General features: G+C 65.6%; 12 protein-coding genes, 1 tRNA gene and 1 pseudogene. All 14 read left to right on the top strand.

Going from position 1 to position 17676, the window contains the following annotated elements; translation table 11 throughout:
• Positions 1-129, top strand: a pseudogene (gene tuf / locus IB278_RS21865) (elongation factor Tu); the annotation flags it as partial.
• 19 nt (positions 130-148) lie between these two features.
• Positions 149-224 (top strand) — tRNA-Trp (locus IB278_RS21860).
• Between the two features lie 137 nt (positions 225-361).
• Positions 362-745, top strand: coding sequence for a preprotein translocase subunit SecE (gene secE, locus IB278_RS21855; protein WP_025569410.1), 384 nt, complete (start codon positions 362-364; stop codon positions 743-745).
• Entirely contained in the window at positions 746-1357 is a 612-nt protein-coding gene (gene nusG, locus IB278_RS21850) for a transcription termination/antitermination protein NusG (protein ID WP_025569411.1), read from the top strand. It abuts the gene before it with no gap.
• Positions 1358-1492: 135 nt separating this feature from the next.
• Positions 1493-1924, top strand: a complete 432-nt coding sequence (gene rplK, locus IB278_RS21845) for a 50S ribosomal protein L11 (protein WP_012745747.1) — start codon at positions 1493-1495, stop codon at positions 1922-1924.
• Positions 1925-2623, top strand: a complete 699-nt coding sequence (gene rplA, locus IB278_RS21840; RefSeq protein ID WP_012745748.1) for a 50S ribosomal protein L1 — start codon at positions 1925-1927, stop codon at positions 2621-2623.
• A gap of 248 nt (positions 2624-2871) precedes the next feature.
• Positions 2872-3405, top strand: a complete 534-nt coding sequence (gene rplJ / locus IB278_RS21835) for a 50S ribosomal protein L10 (RefSeq protein ID WP_012745749.1) — start codon at positions 2872-2874, stop codon at positions 3403-3405.
• A gap of 43 nt (positions 3406-3448) precedes the next feature.
• Entirely contained in the window at positions 3449-3826 is a 378-nt protein-coding gene (gene rplL / locus IB278_RS21830) for a 50S ribosomal protein L7/L12 (protein WP_012745750.1), read from the top strand.
• Positions 3827-4080: 254 nt separating this feature from the next.
• A complete protein-coding gene (rpoB, locus tag IB278_RS21825) occupies positions 4081-8205 on the top strand; it encodes a DNA-directed RNA polymerase subunit beta (RefSeq protein WP_145742366.1) in 4125 nt (1374 codons plus the stop codon).
• 21 nt (positions 8206-8226) lie between these two features.
• Positions 8227-12456, top strand: coding sequence for a DNA-directed RNA polymerase subunit beta' (rpoC, locus tag IB278_RS21820; RefSeq protein WP_192325386.1), 4230 nt, complete (start codon positions 8227-8229; stop codon positions 12454-12456).
• 102 nt (positions 12457-12558) lie between these two features.
• Positions 12559-13161, top strand: a complete 603-nt coding sequence (locus IB278_RS21815; protein ID WP_145742363.1) for a LemA family protein — start codon at positions 12559-12561, stop codon at positions 13159-13161.
• 141 nt (positions 13162-13302) lie between these two features.
• Positions 13303-14631, top strand: a complete 1329-nt coding sequence (rsmB, locus tag IB278_RS21810; protein WP_192325384.1) for a 16S rRNA (cytosine(967)-C(5))-methyltransferase RsmB — start codon at positions 13303-13305, stop codon at positions 14629-14631.
• A complete protein-coding gene (locus IB278_RS21805; protein ID WP_192325383.1) occupies positions 14612-15259 on the top strand; it encodes a DUF4390 domain-containing protein in 648 nt (215 codons plus the stop codon). The genes rsmB and IB278_RS21805 overlap by 20 nt, the downstream gene beginning before the upstream one ends.
• The gene (locus IB278_RS21800) at positions 15256-17586 is read left to right on the top strand and encodes a sensor histidine kinase (RefSeq protein WP_145742357.1); all 2331 of its coding nucleotides are present in this window, start codon (positions 15256-15258) and stop codon (positions 17584-17586) included. Before IB278_RS21805 ends, IB278_RS21800 begins: the two co-directional genes overlap by 4 nt.
• Positions 17587-17676 lie beyond the last annotated feature (90 nt).

Below are 17676 nucleotides of genomic sequence, written 5' to 3'. Positions count from 1 at the left end.
GGCGACAACGTCAGCATCACCGTGAAGCTGATCAACCCGATCGCGATGGAAGAAGGCCTGCGCTTCGCCATCCGCGAAGGCGGCCGCACCGTGGGTTCGGGCGTCGTGGCAAAGATCCTCGACATCTGAGCCGAGCAAAGAGTACCGGAGGGGTATAGCTCAATTGGCAGAGCGTCGGTCTCCAAAACCGAAGGTTGTAGGTTCGATTCCTACTGCCCCTGCCACTTAGGTGGCGCCTCCGAAAAACCCCCGTCGTTCGCCCGGCGGGAGGCTAAAAAGCCCATCGTGACCCGATGGGCTTCGGCGTCTCAAGAAGGCGCATTGAATTGAAGGCCGAAAGGCCACAGGAAATCAGCCGAACATGGCCACTTCTCAAATCGAAACCGTGAGCACGGGTGCCGACAAGGCCAAATTGGCCGCGTCGGTGCTGCTGGCAGTGGGCGCCATCGTGGCGTTCTACCTGCTGGCGCGCCAGGGCTCGCTGGTGCAATGGGCTGCGTTGCTGGTCGGCCTGGCCGCGGCCGTGGGGGCCTTCGGCAGCTCCGAGAATGGCCGCCAGTTGTGGGCTTTCGGCCGCGACTCGTGGCGCGAGGTCAAGAAAGTCGTCTGGCCGACCCGCAAGGAAGCCATGCAGATGACGGCCTACGTGTTTGCCTTCGTGGCGGTCATGTCTGTTTTCCTCTGGCTCACCGACAAGACGCTCGAATGGGTGTTTTTCGACCTAATTCTGGGCTGGAGAAAATAAATGACCGACGACGCAGTTGAAACCACGCCGAGCAGTCCCGAGGAGGAAAACACCTCGGTGCTGGCCCCCGCCGCCAACCCCGATCTGCGCTGGTACGTGGTGCACGCCTATTCGGGCATGGAAAAGGCCGTCGAGCGCAACATCATTGAGCGCATCAACCGTGCCGGCATGCAGGACAAGTTCGGCCGCATCCTGGTGCCGACCGAAGAAGTGGTCGAGATCAAGAACGGCCAGAAGCGCACCACCGAGCGCCGCTTCTTCCCGGGCTACGTGCTGGTCGAAATGATCATGGACGACGAGAGCTGGCACCTGGTGAAGCACACCAACAAGGTGACGGGCTTCGTTGGCGGCGCCAAGAATCGTCCGGCCCCGATCTCGCAGAAAGAGGTCGAGGGCATCGTCAGCCAGATGCAGCAGGGCACCGAGAAGCCGCGCCACAAGGTCGAGTTCACCGTTGGCGAATTCGTGCGCGTCAAGGAAGGCCCGTTCACCGACTTCAACGGCACCGTCGAGGAAGTCAACTACGAGAAGAGCAAGGTCAGCGTGTCGGTCATGATCTTCGGCCGCGCAACGCCTGTGGAGCTCGAGTTCAGCCAGGTCGAGAAGACCTGAGTCCGCCGGTCCTCGGACCGGAACCATTCCCGGCTGCGCGTTGTCCGACTCGGCGCGCGGCCTTGATCGAAGAGTCGTTCAACCCCGGGGAGCCGCGGCGAAAGCCAAGGCGATATCACCCGCAAGGAGCAAAGCATGGCGAAAAAAATCGTCGGCTTCATCAAGCTGCAAGTGCCAGCTGGTAAGGCCAACCCGTCACCACCCATCGGTCCCGCACTGGGCCAGCGTGGTTTGAACATCATGGAGTTCTGCAAGGCGTTCAACGCGCAGACCCAGAGCGTCGAGCCTGGTCTGCCGCTGCCGGTGGTCATCACCGCGTTCGCTGACAAGAGCTTCACCTTCATCATCAAGACGCCGCCGGCGATCACCTTGATCAAGAAGGCCATCAAGCTGGACAAGGGCTCGGCCCGTCCGCACACCGACAAGGTCGGCAAGATCACGCGCGCACAGCTCGAAGAGATCGCCAAGACCAAGATGAAGGACCTGACTGCCGCCGACCTGGACGCAGCAGTTCGCACCATCGCCGGCTCTGCCCGTTCGATGGGCGTGAATGTGGAGGGCGTGTAAATGGCCAAGATCACCAAGAAGCAAAAAGCGCTCGCAGGCAAGGTCGACAGCAACAAGCTGTATCCGCTGGCTGACGCGATCGGCATCGTGAAGGAAGCCGCCACCGCCAAGTTCGACGAATCGATCGACGTGGCCGTGCAGCTGGGCATCGACGCGAAGAAGTCTGACCAGGTCGTGCGTGGCGCCGTCGTGCTGCCCAACGGCACCGGCAAGACCAAGCGCGTGGCCGTGTTCGCCCAGGGCGCCAAGGCAGAAGAAGCCAAGGCCGCCGGCGCCGACATCGTCGGCATGGACGACCTGGCTGCCATGGTCAAGGCTGGCGACATGCCTTTCGACGTCGTGATCGCCGCCCCTGACGCCATGCGCGTGGTCGGTACGCTCGGCCAGATCCTCGGCCCGCGCGGCCTGATGCCCAACCCCAAGGTTGGCACGGTGACCCCGGACGTTGCCACGGCCGTGAAGAATGCCAAGGCTGGCCAGGTCCAGTTCCGCGTCGACAAGGCCGGCATCGTGCACGGCACGATCGGCCGCCGCTCGTTCGACAACGACAAGCTGCAAGGCAACCTCGCCGCGCTGATCGACGCTCTGGTCAAGGCCAAGCCGGCGACCAGCAAGGGCGTGTACCTGCGCAAGGTGGCGGTGTCGTCGACCATGGGCCTGGGTGTCCGCGTGGACACGCAGACCATCGCGGCGAGCTAAGCAAAGAGATTTGCCTCGCCCGCAAGGGCAGGGCGAATGTGGTGGGTCGCGGCAGCTCCGGTTGCCGCGAGCCATCCAAGACCGCTGGTGTGCAGGGCGCTGCACTTAATCGCCGGATCGATCCTTCCGGTATCCAGCGCAGATGGCGACCCCACTGCAAGGAATTTGATTTTTGTTCCTGACAGTTGGTCGCTGCATGAAGCGCGATCCGAGGCCTCGGCCGAAGGTCGCATTAAAAGGAGTAGACCTTGAGTCTGAATCGCAGTGAGAAAGAAGCGGTCATCAGTGATGTGACCAGCCTCGCCGCTAAAGCTCAAACGCTCGTGATGGCGGAATACCGTGGCATCACGGTGGCCGATATGACCAAACTGCGCAGCGAAGCTCGCAGCAAGGGTGTGACCCTCAGCGTGTTGAAGAACACGCTGGCACGCCGTGCTGTCGCTGGTAGCGCATTTGAGATCGTTGGCGACCAGATGACCGGCCCGCTGATCTATGGCTTTTCCGAAGACGCAGTGGCCGCCGCCAAGGTGGTGGCCGATTTCGCGAAGACCAACGACAAGTTGGTGATTCGCGGCGGCGCATTCGGCGGCAAGGCCCTGGACGTGAACGGCGTGAAGCAACTGGCCAACATCCCTTCCAAGGAAGTGCTGCTGGCGCAATTGCTGGGCTTGATGCAATCCCCGATCTCTCGTACCGCCCGCGTGCTCGCGGCGCTGGCCGAGAAGCGCGGTGGTGGCGAAGCTGCACCCGCCGATGCACCGGCCGAAGCGCAGGCTGCTTGAAGCTTGCGTTTGAAATATTCAACCCAATTGTTAGGAAACAAAAATGGCATTCGATAAAGACGCATTTCTGACCGCGCTCGACAGCATGACGGTCCTGGAACTCAACGACCTGGTGAAAGCCATCGAAGAGAAGTTCGGCGTGAGCGCCGCTGCAATGGCTGCCCCCGCCGGCGCTGGCGGTGGTGCTGCCGCTGCCGTGGCCGAAGAGCAGACCGAGTTCAACGTCATGCTGATGGATGCAGGCGCGAACAAGGTTTCGGCGATCAAGGCCGTGCGCGAAATCACCGGCCTGGGCCTCAAGGAAGCCAAGGACCTGGTGGAAGCCGCTCCCAAGGCTGTCAAGGAAGGCCTGTCGAAGGCTGACGCTGAAGCCGCCAAGAAGAAGCTGGAAGACGCCGGCGCCAAGGTGGAACTGAAGTAATTCAGACCCGCTAGAGGGCTGGAGGTGCCTGAAAAGGCCCTCCAGCCTTTGCCGCTTTCAGAGCGCACCCGAAAACCGGAAAAAAGACGGTTTTCGAGTGTCTTCTGACCCCGACTGCAGAAGACCCCTTGGTTCGGGCGATGTGCAACGCATCGCTGTCCGCCAACGGCTGGTAGTGGCCAGCCGCCAAGCAGTGGTGCCGTTCGCCCGGCACCGCTGACAAGTCGCTGAAGATCTCAAGCTCCGGAGCTCTCATGGCCCAATCGTCCGCGTACAGTTACACCGAACGCAAGCGCATCCGAAAAAGTTTCGGCAATCGCGACAGCGTCGTAGAAATCCCCTACCTGCTGCAGATGCAGAAAGACGCGTACACCGCGTTCCTGCAAGCCGGCATTCCTCCCAAACAACGCACCGTCGAAGGCCTGCAGGCCGCGTTCGACGCTGCCTTCCCGATCGTCTCGCACAATGGTTTTGTCGAGATGAAGTTCCTCGAGTACAACCTCGCGAAGCCGGCCTTCGACGTGCGCGAGTGCCAGACCCGCGGCCTGACCTTTGCCTCGGCCGTGCGCGCCAAGGTCCAGCTCATCATCTATGACCGCGAATCGTCGACCTCGCAGTCGAAGGTGGTCAAGGAAGTGAAGGAACAAGAGGTCTACATGGGCGAAGTGCCGCTCATGACCGAAAAGGGTTCGTTCATCATCAATGGCACCGAGCGCGTGATCGTCTCGCAGCTGCACCGTTCGCCGGGCGTGTTCTTCGAACACGACAAGGGCAAGACGCACAGCTCGGGCAAGCTGCTGTTCTCGGCCCGCGTGATTCCCTACCGCGGTTCGTGGCTCGATTTCGAGTTCGACCCGAAGGACATGCTGTACTTCCGCGTCGACCGCCGCCGCAAGATGCCGGTCACGATCCTGCTGAAGGCCATCGGCCTGAACCCGGAATCGATCCTCGCGAACTTCTTCGTGAACGACAACTTCCGCCTGATGGACAGCGGCGCCCAGATGGAATTCGTTCCCGAGCGCCTGCGCGGCGAAGTCGCGCGCTTCGACATCACCGACAAGTCGGGCAAGGTCGTGGTCGCCAAGGACAAGCGCGTGACCGCGCGCCACACGCGTGAACTCGAGCAGTCGGGCACTACGCACATCAGCGTGCCGGAAGACTTCCTGGTCGGCCGCGTGATCGCCCGCAACATCGTCGACGCCGACTCCGGCGAAATCCTGGCCAAGGCCAACGACGAACTGACCGAAGCGCTGCTGAAGAAGCTGCGCACGGCCGGCGTGCAGGACATCCAGGTGATCTACACCAACGAACTCGACCAGGGCGCGTACATCTCGCAGACCCTGCGCATCGACGAGACGGTGGACGAGTTCGCAGCCCGCGTGGCCATCTACCGCATGATGCGCCCCGGCGAGCCGCCGACGGAAGACGCGGTGCAGGCCCTGTTCCAGCGCCTGTTCTACAACCCGGACACGTACGACCTGTCGCGCGTCGGCCGCATGAAGTTCAACGCCAAGGTCGGCCGCGACGAATCGACCGGCCCGATGGTGCTGACCAACGAAGACATCCTGGCCGTGGTCAAGATCCTCGTGGACCTGCGCAACGGCAACGGCGAAGTCGACGACATCGACCACCTGGGCAACCGGCGCGTGCGCTGCGTCGGCGAACTGGCCGAGAACCAGTACCGCACCGGCCTGGCCCGCATCGAGAAGGCCGTGAAGGAACGCCTCGGCCAGGCCGAGCAAGAGCCGCTGATGCCGCACGACCTGATCAACAGCAAGCCGATCTCGGCCGCGCTGAAGGAGTTCTTCGGCGCCTCGCAGCTGTCGCAGTTCATGGACCAGACCAACCCGCTGTCCGAAATCACCCACAAGCGCCGCGTGTCGGCCCTTGGCCCGGGCGGTCTGACGCGCGAACGTGCAGGCTTCGAAGTGCGCGACGTGCACGTGACCCACTACGGCCGCGTGTGCCCGATCGAAACGCCTGAAGGCCCGAACATCGGCTTGATCAACTCGCTGGCCCTGTACGCCCGCCTGAACGAATACGGCTTCATCGAGACGCCGTACCGCCGTGTGGTCGACAGCAAGGTCACCAACGAGATCGACTACCTGTCGGCCATCGAAGAAGGCAAGTACGTCATCGCCCAGGCCAATGCGGCCCTGGACAAGGACGGCAAGCTGACCGGCGACCTGGTTTCGGCGCGTGAGGCCGGCGAGTCGATCCTGGTCGGCGCCGAACGCATCCAGTACATGGACGTGTCGCCCGCGCAGATCGTGTCGGTGGCTGCCTCGCTCGTGCCGTTCCTCGAGCACGACGATGCGAACCGCGCGCTGATGGGCGCCAACATGCAGCGCCAGGCCGTGCCCGTGCTGCGTCCCGAGAAGCCGATGGTCGGTACCGGTATCGAGCGCGTCTCCGCGGTCGACTCGGGCACCGTGGTCACGGCCACCCGCGGCGGTATCGTCGACTACGTCGATGCGACCCGTGTCGTGGTGCGCGTGAACGACGCCGAAGCGGCAGCCGGTGAAGTCGGTGTGGACATCTACAACCTGATCAAGTATCAGCGTTCGAACCAGAACACCAACATCCACCAGCGTCCGATCGTCAAGCGCGGCGACAAGATCGCCAAGGGCGACGTGATCGCCGACGGCGCATCGACCGACCTCGGCGAACTGGCTCTCGGCCAGAACATGCTGATCGCGTTCATGCCCTGGAACGGCTACAACTTCGAAGACTCGATCCTGATCTCGGAACGCGTCGTCGCGGAAGACCGCTACACCTCGATTCACATCGAGGAACTGGTGGTGATGGCCCGCGACACCAAGCTCGGCGCCGAGGAGATCACGCGCGACATCCCGAACCTGGCCGAGCAGCAGCTCAACCGCCTGGACGAATCCGGCATCATCTACGTGGGTGCCGAAGTGCAGCCGGGCGACACGCTGGTGGGCAAGGTCACGCCGAAGGGCGAGACCACGCTGACGCCTGAAGAGAAGCTGCTTCGCGCCATCTTCGGCGAGAAGGCTTCCGACGTGAAGGACACGTCGCTGCGCGTGGACCAGGGCTCGCAAGGCACCGTGATCGATGTGCAGGTCTTCACCCGCGAAGGCATCACGCGCGACAAGCGCGCCCAGCAGATCATCGACGACGAGCTCAAGCGCTTCCGCCTCGACCTGAACGACCAGCTTCGCATCGTCGAAGCCGACGCGTTCGACCGTATCGAGAAGCTGCTGACCGGCAAGGTGGCCAACGGCGGCCCGAACAAGCTGGCCAAGGGCACCAAGCTCGACAAGGCCTACCTGTCGTCGGTCGAGAAGTTCCACTGGTTCGACATCCGCCCGGCGGACGACGAAGTGGCCACGCAGCTCGAGTCGATCAAGAACTCGCTCGAACAGACGCGCCACAGCTTCGACCTCGCGTTCGAGGAAAAGCGCAAGAAGCTCACGCAGGGCGACGAGCTGCCCGCGGGCGTGCTCAAGATGGTCAAGGTCTACCTGGCCGTCAAGCGCCGCCTGCAACCCGGCGACAAGATGGCCGGCCGGCACGGCAACAAGGGTGTGGTGTCGAAGATCGTTCCGGTCGAAGACATGCCCCACATGGCCGACGGCACGCCGTGCGACATCTGCCTGAACCCGCTGGGCGTGCCTTCGCGGATGAACGTGGGCCAGGTGCTCGAAGTGCACCTGGGCTGGGCCGGCAAGGGCATCGGCAACCGCATCGGCGACCTGCTGCAGCAGGAGGCCAAGGTGGCCGAGCTGCGCAAGTTCATGGAGCAGCTGTACAACGGCTCGGGCCGCAAGGAAGACCTCAGCCTGCTGAGCGACACCGACGTGCTCGAAATGGCGGCCAACCTGTCTTCGGGTGCCACCTTCGCCACGCCGGTGTTCGATGGTGCCTCGGAGGAGGAAATCCGCGGCATGCTGAAGCTCGCCTATCCGGACGACATCGCCAAGCTCAAGGGCCTGACCGAGACGCGCACGCAGGCCTACCTGTACGACGGCCGCACCGGCGACCAGTTCGAGCGTCCCGTCACGGTCGGCTACATGCACTTCCTGAAGCTGCACCACTTGGTGGACGACAAGATGCACGCCCGTTCGACCGGCCCGTACTCGCTCGTCACGCAGCAGCCGCTGGGCGGCAAGGCGCAGTTCGGCGGCCAGCGTTTCGGCGAAATGGAAGTGTGGGCGCTGGAAGCCTACGGCGCCGCCTACGTGCTGCAGGAAATGCTGACGGTGAAGTCCGACGACGTGCAAGGCCGTACCAAGGTGTACGAGAGCATCGTCAAGGGCGAACACTCCATCGAAGCCGGCATGCCGGAATCGTTCAATGTGCTGGTCAAGGAAATCCGTTCCCTGGGCCTGGACATCGAACTCGAACGTTCTTAAGTTGAAAAGGGAAAGAGTCTTATGAAATCGCTACTCGACCTGTTCAAGCAATTCACGCCCGATGAGCATTTCGATGCCATCAAGATCGGCATGGCTTCGCCCGAGAAGATCCGTTCGTGGTCCTTCGGCGAGGTGAAGAAGCCCGAGACGATCAACTACCGCACGTTCAAGCCCGAGCGCGACGGCCTCTTCTGCGCCAAGATCTTCGGCCCCATCAAGGACTACGAGTGCCTGTGCGGCAAGTACAAGCGCCTGAAGCACCGCGGCGTGATCTGCGAGAAGTGCGGCGTCGAAGTCACGCAGACCAAGGTGCGCCGCGAGCGCATGGGCCACATCGACCTGGCCGCGCCCTGCGCCCACATCTGGTTCCTGAAGTCGCTGCCGTCGCGCCTGGGCCTCGTGCTCGACATGACGCTGCGCGACATCGAACGCGTGCTGTACTTCGAAGCCTACGTGATCACCGACCCCGGCATGACCCCGCTGAAGAAGTTCGGCATCATGTCCGAGGACGACTATGACGCGAAGCGCAAGGAATACGGCGACGAGTTCGTCGCCAAGATGGGCGCCGAAGGCATCAAGGATCTGCTCGAGGGCATCGAACTCGACAGCGAGATCGAACGCCTGCGCGGCGACCTGACCGGCTCCGAAGTCAAGGTCAAGAAGAACTCCAAGCGCCTCAAGGTGCTGGAGGCCTTCCGCAAGTCGGGCATCAAGCCCGAGTGGATGGTGCTCGACGTGCTGCCCGTGCTGCCGCCGGACCTGCGTCCGCTGGTGCCGCTGGACGGCGGCCGCTTCGCGACCTCCGACCTGAACGACCTGTACCGCCGCGTCATCAACCGCAATTCGCGCCTGCGCCGCCTGCTGGAGCTGAAGGCTCCGGAAATCATCGCGCGCAACGAGAAGCGGATGCTGCAGGAGGCTGTCGACTCGCTGCTGGATAACGGCCGCCGCGGCAAGGCCATGACGGGCGCCAACAAGCGCGCGCTCAAGTCGCTCGCCGACATGATCAAGGGCAAGAGCGGCCGCTTCCGCCAGAACCTGCTGGGTAAGCGCGTCGACTACTCGGGCCGTTCGGTCATCGTGGTGGGCCCGACGCTCAAGCTGCACCAGTGCGGCCTGCCGAAGCTGATGGCGCTCGAGCTGTTCAAGCCCTTCATCTTCTCGCGCCTCGAAGCCATGGGCATCGCGACGACGATCAAGGCTGCGAAGAAGGAAGTCGAATCGGGCACGCCGGTGGTCTGGGACATCCTGGAAGAAGTGATCAAGGAGCACCCGGTGATGCTGAACCGTGCGCCTACGCTGCACCGTTTGGGCATCCAGGCGTTCGAGCCGATCCTGATCGAAGGCAAGGCGATCCAGCTGCACCCGCTGGTTTGCGCGGCCTTCAACGCCGACTTCGACGGCGACCAGATGGCCGTCCACGTGCCGCTGTCGGTGGAAGCGCAGATGGAAGCCCGCACGCTGATGCTGGCCTCCAACAACGTGCTGTTCCCGGCTTCGGGCGAACCCTCGATCGTTCCTTCGCAGGACGTGGTGCTGGGTCTGTACTACACGACCCGCGACCGCATCAACGGCAAGGGCGAGGGCCTGATCTTCTCCGACATCGGTGAAGTGCAGCGCGCGCTCGACGCCAACGAGGTCGAACTCACCGCCAAGGTGGCAGTGCGCATCACGGAGTACACCAAGGACAAGGAAACCGGCGAATTCACGCCTTCCACGTCGCTGGTGGACACCACCGTGGGCCGCGCGCTGCTGTCCGAGATCCTGCCCAAGGGCCTGCCGTTCTCGAACATCAACAAGGCGCTGAAAAAGAAGGAGATCTCCAAGCTCATCAACGTCTCGTTCCGCAAGTGCGGCCTGAAAGAGACCGTGGTGTTCGCCGACAAGCTGCTGCAGAACGGCTTCCGCCTGGCCACCAAGGCCGGCATCTCGATCGCCATCGACGACATGCTGGTGCCCGCCGAGAAGCACGGCATCATCGAGCGCTCGGCCAAGGAAGTGAAGGAGATCGAGCAGCAGTACGTCTCCGGTCTCGTGACCTCCGGCGAGCGCTACAACAAGGTGGTGGACATCTGGGGCAAGGCCGGCGACGAAGTGTCGAAGGTCATGATGGCCAAGCTGTCCAAGCAGAAGGTCATCGACCGCCACGGCAAGGAAGTGGAGCAGGAGTCGTTCAACTCCATCTACATGATGGCCGACTCCGGCGCCCGCGGTTCCGCAGCGCAGATCCGCCAGGTGGCCGGCATGCGTGGCCTGATGGCCAAGCCGGACGGCTCGATCATCGAGACGCCCATCACCGCGAACTTCCGCGAAGGCCTGAACGTGCTGGAGTACTTCATCTCCACTCACGGTGCCCGTAAGGGTCTGGCCGACACGGCGCTGAAGACGGCGAATTCGGGCTACCTGACGCGCCGCCTGGTCGACGTGACGCAGGACCTGGTGGTCACCGAGCAGGACTGCGGCACGCACGGCGGCTACCTGATGCGCGCCATCGTCGAAGGCGGTGAAGTGATCGAGTCGCTGCGCGACCGTATCCTGGGCCGCTCGGCTGCCGACGACGTGCTGCACCCGGAAAACCGCTCGGTGCTGCTGAAGGCCGGCGAGATGTTCGACGAGGACAACATCGAAGAGCTCGAGGCGCAAGGCGTCGACGAGGTCAAGGTGCGTACCGCGCTGACCTGCGAAACCCGCTTCGGCATCTGCGCGACCTGCTACGGGCGCGACCTGGGCCGCGGCGGCCTGATCAACATCGGCGAAGCCGTCGGTGTGATCGCTGCGCAGTCCATCGGCGAACCCGGCACGCAGCTCACGATGCGTACCTTCCACATCGGCGGTGCGGCATCGCGTGCAGCGGTGGCCTCGAGCGTCGAAGCCAAGTCCAACGGCGTGATCGGCTTCAACGCCACGATGCGCTACGTGACCAACAGCAAGAACGAGCTGGTGGTGATTGCACGTTCGGGCGAGATCGTCATCCATGACGAACACGGCCGCGAGCGCGAACGCCACAAGGTGCCGTACGGCGCGATCCTGGCGGTCAAGGCCGACCAGCAGATCAAGGCCGGCCATGTGCTTGCCAACTGGGATCCGCTGACGCGCCCGATCATCACGGAATTCGCCGGCAAGACGCAGTTCGAGAACGTGGAAGAAGGTCTCACCGTCGCCAAGCAGGTGGACGAAGTGACCGGCCTGTCGACCCTGGTCGTGATCGATCCGAAGCGCCGCGGCGCTGCCAAGGTCGTGCGTCCGCAGGTGAAGCTCATCGACGCCTCCGGCGCCGAAGTGAAGATCCCGGGCACCGACCACTCGGTGACGATCGGCTTCCCGATCGGCGCCCTGGTGCAGATCCGCGACGGCCAGGACGTGGGCCCCGGCGAAGTGCTGGCGCGCATCCCGGTCGAAGGCCAGAAGACCCGCGACATCACCGGCGGTCTGCCGCGCGTGGCCGAGCTGTTCGAGGCCCGTTCGCCGAAGGACAAGGGCATGCTGGCCGAGATGACCGGTACCGTGTCGTTCGGCAAGGAAACGAAGGGCAAGATCCGCCTGCAGATCACCGATCCGGAAGGCACGGTCTGGGAAGACCTCGTGCCGAAGGAAAAGAACATCCTGGTGCACGAAGGCCAGGTGGTGAACAAGGGCGAAAGCGTGGTCGACGGCCCGGCGGACCCGCAGGACATCCTGCGCCTTCTGGGTTCGGAAGAACTCGCGCGCTACATCGTGGACGAAGTGCAGGACGTGTACCGCCTGCAGGGTGTGAAGATCAACGACAAGCACATCGAGGTGATCGTTCGCCAGATGCTGCGCCGCGTCGTGGTCGACAACATCGGCGATACCAGCTACATCTCCGGCGAACAGGTCGAACGCAGCGAAATGCTCAACACCAACGACGCCCTGCGCGCCGAAGGCAAGATCCCCGCGACGTTCACCAACCTGCTGCTGGGTATCACGAAGGCATCGCTGTCGACCGACTCGTTCATCTCTGCCGCTTCGTTCCAGGAAACGACGCGCGTGCTGACCGAAGCCGCGATCATGGGCAAGCGCGACGAGCTGCGCGGCCTGAAGGAAAACGTCATCGTCGGCCGCCTGATTCCCGCGGGCACCGGCATGGCCTACCACCAGGCGCGCAAGGCCAAGGATCAGATGGACGAGGCCGAGCGCCGCGCCATCGCCGAATCCGAAGCCGCCGAACTAGCTGGTTCGACCAGCGATGTTCCCACCACGGCCGACGCCAGCGAAGGCGCCGCGTCCGAATAACTGGGTAGCATCACCGGCCATGACCGGTATCCGACGCCCCCCGACCGCCCCCGGTTGGGGGGCGTTTTTCTTTGAGTTGTCTATTGCGAAGCGTTTTTGCCGATGAGCGTGTTGCCCGATTCGATGGTCGGCTGGATCGTCATTGCCGTGCTCCTGTTCTGGTTTGTGGGCGCTTACAACCGGCTCGTGCGTCTGCGCGCGGCCGTGCTCCAGGCCTATGCCACGCTCGATGCGGCCTTGCGGAAGCAGCTGGATTTCGTCCAGGCCAGCATCACGGCCGCCCTGCCGGAAAAGGATGCGTCCAGCCATTCGTCGGCCGTGGCGCCGCTGCAGGCCGCCACCACCCAGCTGGCGACCCTGCTGGGCGCCACCCGGCTGCATCCGCTCGACCCCGGCGGCATGGCCGCGCTGGCCACGGCGCTGCAGGTGCTGATCACGGCCTGGCAGCGCCAGCATCCGGACGCGGTGACGGTCTTCGAGGCGGACGGAACGCTCTCGCGGCCGGCGCCGCTGCTGCCGGCCGGCGCCGGTGCGGCCTCCGGCACGCTCGAACCCATGGCCTGGCCCGAGCCTTCGGCCGCGGCGGAAATCGCACGCAGCCAGTTCAACCTGGCGGTGGGGCAGTACAACGCCGCCATCGTCCAGTTTCCGGCGCTGCTGGTGGCATGGATGGTGCGTTTGCGTCCGGCCGCGCCGTTGCTTTGAAGCCGCCCGGACGCCGGCGCTGCATTTTTTCTTCGTACGCTCGCGGGGCGCCGCGCCTGCGGCGCGCCCGTTGACGCCCATTACCATCGCCCCAACTTGTCAGAACTATCTTCCGATCATTCCGCCGGCACCGCGCCGCCGATGCAACCGCCGCTATGGCGCCAGCTGCAGCTGACTGCGGCGGCGCTCGCGTCGATTCGCGCCGGCAGCTCGGGCAACGTCGCGTTCGAAGCCGTCGAGCCCGCCATGCGCCCCGGCGTGCAGGCGCTCGGTTTCCAGGTGCTGCGTTGGCTCGGCCGCGCCGAGGCCCTGCGCCGCCACCTGGCCAAGCGCACGCCGCCGCCACTGCCCGACGCGCTCCTGTGCACCGCATTGGCGCTGGCCTGGGATGCGCAGCACGCGCCCTACGAGCCCTTCACCCTGGTCGACCAGGCCGTCGAGGCCGCCAAGCGCAATCCCGCCACGCGCGCGCAGGCGAGCTTCATCAATGCCTGCCTGCGCCGCTTCCTGCGCGAGCGCGACGAGCTCGTGGCCGCGACCGACCATGAACCGGTCGCGCAGTGGAACCATCCGCGCTGGTGGATCGAGCGGCTCAAGCGCGACCACCCGCGCGACTGGCAGCGGGTGCTCGCCGCCGACAACGCGCAGCCGCCGATGACCCTGCGCGTCAACCTGCGCAAGACCACCGTGGCTTCCTATCAGCTCGCGCTCCAGGCAGCGGGCCTCGAGGCCGTCCGGGTAGGGCAGGCGGGCCTGCAGCTGGCGCGTGCGCGCCCGGTGCAGCAGCTGCCCGGCTTTGCCGACGGCGAATGCTCGGTGCAGGATGCCGCCGCGCAGCTGGCGGCGCCACTGCTGCTCGAAGGCCTGCTGCCCGCGGCCGGAGCGGCACCCCTGCGCGTGCTCGATGCCTGCGCCGCCCCCGGCGGCAAGACCGCGCACCTGCTGGAATTCGCCGGCCCGGCGGCCGTCGAGGTGACGGCGCTTGAGGTCGATGCCGCCCGCAGCCGCCGCATCGACGAAACCCTGGGCCGGCTCGGCCTGTCCGCCAGGGTGCTGGTGGCCGACGCCGCGCGGCCGTCCGCCTGGTGGGACGGCACGCCATTCGACGCCATCCTGCTCGATGCGCCGTGCACCGCCTCGGGCATCGTGCGGCGCCATCCCGACGTGCGCTGGCTGCGCCGCGAGAGCGACACCGCCCAGCTGGCGGTCCAGCAGGCGGCGCTGCTCGCGGCCCTCTGGCCCCTGGTCCGGCCCGGCGGCCGGCTGCTCTATTGCACCTGTTCCGTCTTCCGGGAAGAGGGCTCGCAACAAATCGATGCGTTCCTTGCGCACAACACCGACGCCCGATTGGAGGCATCGCCAGGCCATTTGCTTCCCCAAAGCGGGGCGAATGCCCGCGCCGTCCCGGACAATCCCTCAGGTGACCACGACGGCTTCTTCTACGCCCTGCTTGAAAAACGTCCGCGCTGAGGCTCGCAGGCGGCGCATCCTGGCGCCGCTGGCCGGGCTCCTGCTGGCCTGGGCATTGCTCTTGACCTGCCTGCTCCCGATTGCGGTGGCGCAGGGGCGCGTCGTGCCATCGGTCACCCAGATGCGGCTGGAGCAGGCCGACGACGGCGTCTATCTCACCGCGGCCGTGCAGTTCGAGCTGCCCTCGCTGGTCGAGGAGGTGCTCGACAAGGGCATTGCCATCTATTTCGTGGCCGAGGCCGAGGTCTTCCAGGAGCGCTGGTACTGGACCGACCGCAAGGTGGCGCAGGTCACGCGCCACATGCGGCTGGCCTACCAGCCGCTCACGCGCCGCTGGCGGCTCAACGTGTCGCCGGTGCCCATCACCGGCGCCGCGGGATTCGGCGTTTCGCTGAACCAGAACTTCGACAGCCTGGCCGACGCCATGGACGCCGTCAAGCGCGTCGGCCGGCTGCGGCTGGGCGACGCGGCCGAAGTGGGCGACGAGCCGCTGCACCAGGTCGTGTTCCGCTTCCGGCTCGACACCTCGCAGCTGCCGCGCCCGTTCCAGATCGGCGTGGTCGGCCAGGCCGACTGGAACATCGTGGCCGAGCGCAGCGCCAAGCTGGCGCTGGAGAAGCAGCGGTGAGCAACAAGCCGCGCAGCGGCGCAGCGGCCACGCCCGCCGCCCGCCGCGCGCGCGCGCTGCGCTGGGCCGTGGGCGTGGGCGCCGCGCTGGTCACGGCCATCGGCCTGGTGCTGATGTTCCTGCTGGCCCAGGCCACCAACAACCGCGCGCTGTACGAGCGCTACTACGTGCGCCTGTTCGGCATCAACGTGGTGGTGGCAGTGCTGCTGGTGCTGGTGATCGGCTGGGTCGCCTTCCGGCTGCTGCGGCGGCTGCGCCAGGGCAAGTTCGGCAGCCGCCTGCTCATCAAGCTCGCGGCCATCTTCGCGCTGGTGGGCGTGGTGCCGGGCGCGCTGGTCTACGTCGTGTCCTACCAGTTCGTCGCGCGTTCGATCGAGAGCTGGTTCGACGTCAAGGTGGAGGGCGCGCTCGACGCCGGCCTGAACCTCGGCCGCGCCACGCTCGATTCGCTCGCGGACGACCTGGCCGCCAAGACGCGCGTGGCCAGCGCCCAGCTGGTGCAGGTGCCCGATGCGAGCGCCGGCCTCGTCCTCGAGCGCATCCGCGACCAGCTCCAGGCCAGCGACGTGGTGCTCTGGACCGGCACTGGCCAGCTGGTCGCCGGCGCCGGCGCCTCGCGCTTCCAGCTCAACCCCGAGCGGCCGACCACCCAGCAGCTGCGGCAGGTGCGCGCCGACCGCGCCATCGCCCACATCGAAGGCCTGGACGAAACCGCGCCGCCGGGCGCCAATGTGCCGCCTGCCAGCGTGCGCGCCCTCGCGATGGTGCAGCGGCCGGGCTTCGACTTCGACACGGCGCCGCGCTTCCTGCAGGTGACGCAGCCGCTGCCGCCTGCGGTGGTGGCCAACGCGCTCGCCGTGCAGGAAGCCAACCGCGAATACCAGGAGCGGGCCCTGGCCCGCGAGGGCCTGCGGCGCATGTACATCGGCACCCTCACGCTGAGCCTTTTCCTGGCCGTGTTCGGCGCCGTGCTGCTGGCCGTGCTGTTCGGCAACCAGCTCGCGCGGCCGCTGCTCGTGCTGGCGGACGGCGTGCGCCAGGTGGCCGGCGGCGACCTGCGGCCGACCGCCGTGCTGCAGGGCAAGGACGAGCTGGGCGGCCTCACGCGCTCCTTCGCCGTCATGACCCAGCAACTGGCCGATGCCCGGGGCGCCGTCGAAAAGACCATGGGCCAGCTCGACGCCGCCCGCGCCAACCTGCAGACCATCCTGGACAACCTGACCTCCGGCGTGATCGTGCTCGACGCCAAGGGCACCATACTTTCCACCAACCCAGGCGCCACCCGCGTGCTGCGCGCGCCTTTGGCCGCCTACGAGGGCATGCCGCTCGCCCAGGTGCCCGGGCTCGCGGACTTCGGCAACAGCGTGCAGCAGCAGTTCGACGAGTTCCAGGTCGAGCGCCTGCAGCATGGGCTGGACCACTGGCAGCACGCCTTCGAACTGCATGCCAGCGGCACCGACCTGCCGCAGCAGGACAGCGCCATCAACATCGTGGCGCGCGGCGCGGAGCTGCCGGGGGCCGCGCGGCTGCTGGTGTTCGACGACATCTCCGAAATCGTTTCCGCCCAGCGCGCCCAGGCCTGGGGCGAAGTGGCACGCCGCCTCGCCCACGAGATCAAGAACCCGCTCACGCCCATCCAGCTCTCGGCCGAGCGGCTCGAAATGAAGCTCTCCGGCAAGGTCGCGCCGCCCGAGCAGGCCGTGCTCGTCAAGTCGGTCAAGACCATCGTCGACCAGGTCGACGCCATGAAGCGGCTGGTCAACGAATTCCGCGACTACGCCCGCCTGCCCGCGGCCGACCTGAAGCCGGTCGACCTCAACGCGCTGCTGGCCGACGTGCTCCAGCTCTACAGCGCCGAGAACGCGCCCATTGCGCTGCGCTCCGAGCTGGACGAGCGCTGCCCGCCGATCCGCGGCGACGCCCAGCAGATCCGCCAGGTCATCCACAACCTGCTGCAGAACGCCCAGGACGCCGCCGAGGCCGCCGCCAGCACCACCGGCCGCGCCGGCGAGGTCGTCATCCGCACCCGCCTGGGCGATTCGGGCCAGCGCGTGCGCCTGACCGTGCAGGACAGCGGCCCGGGCTTTGCCGAGAACATCCTCAAGCGCGCCTTCGAGCCCTACGTCACCACGAAAACAAAAGGTACAGGTTTGGGACTGGCCGTGGTCAAGAAGATCGCGGACGAGCACGGCGCCCGCATCGAGCTTTCCAACCGCGTTGTCGATGGGGCTGTAGCAGGGGCGCAAGTCTCGCTATCATTCGCGCTGGCAGGCGAGCCGCAAACAGCGGTCGCTCACACCGAAGATCCGAAGTCTTCCGCCGCCTGAGCGTGAAAGAAACCCGTCGCGCACAGACGATGGGGCGGCTGGCGGACCCTACACACATTGCAGATACCGGCGCATACAACAAGCAGCACT

This window comes from Variovorax sp. VRV01 (assembly GCF_014852545.1).
Taxonomy (GTDB): domain Bacteria; phylum Pseudomonadota; class Gammaproteobacteria; order Burkholderiales; family Burkholderiaceae_C; genus Variovorax; species Variovorax beijingensis_A.
The sequence above is the reverse complement of the archived record's forward strand: the minus strand, read 5'-3'. Positions and strand labels throughout refer to the sequence as shown.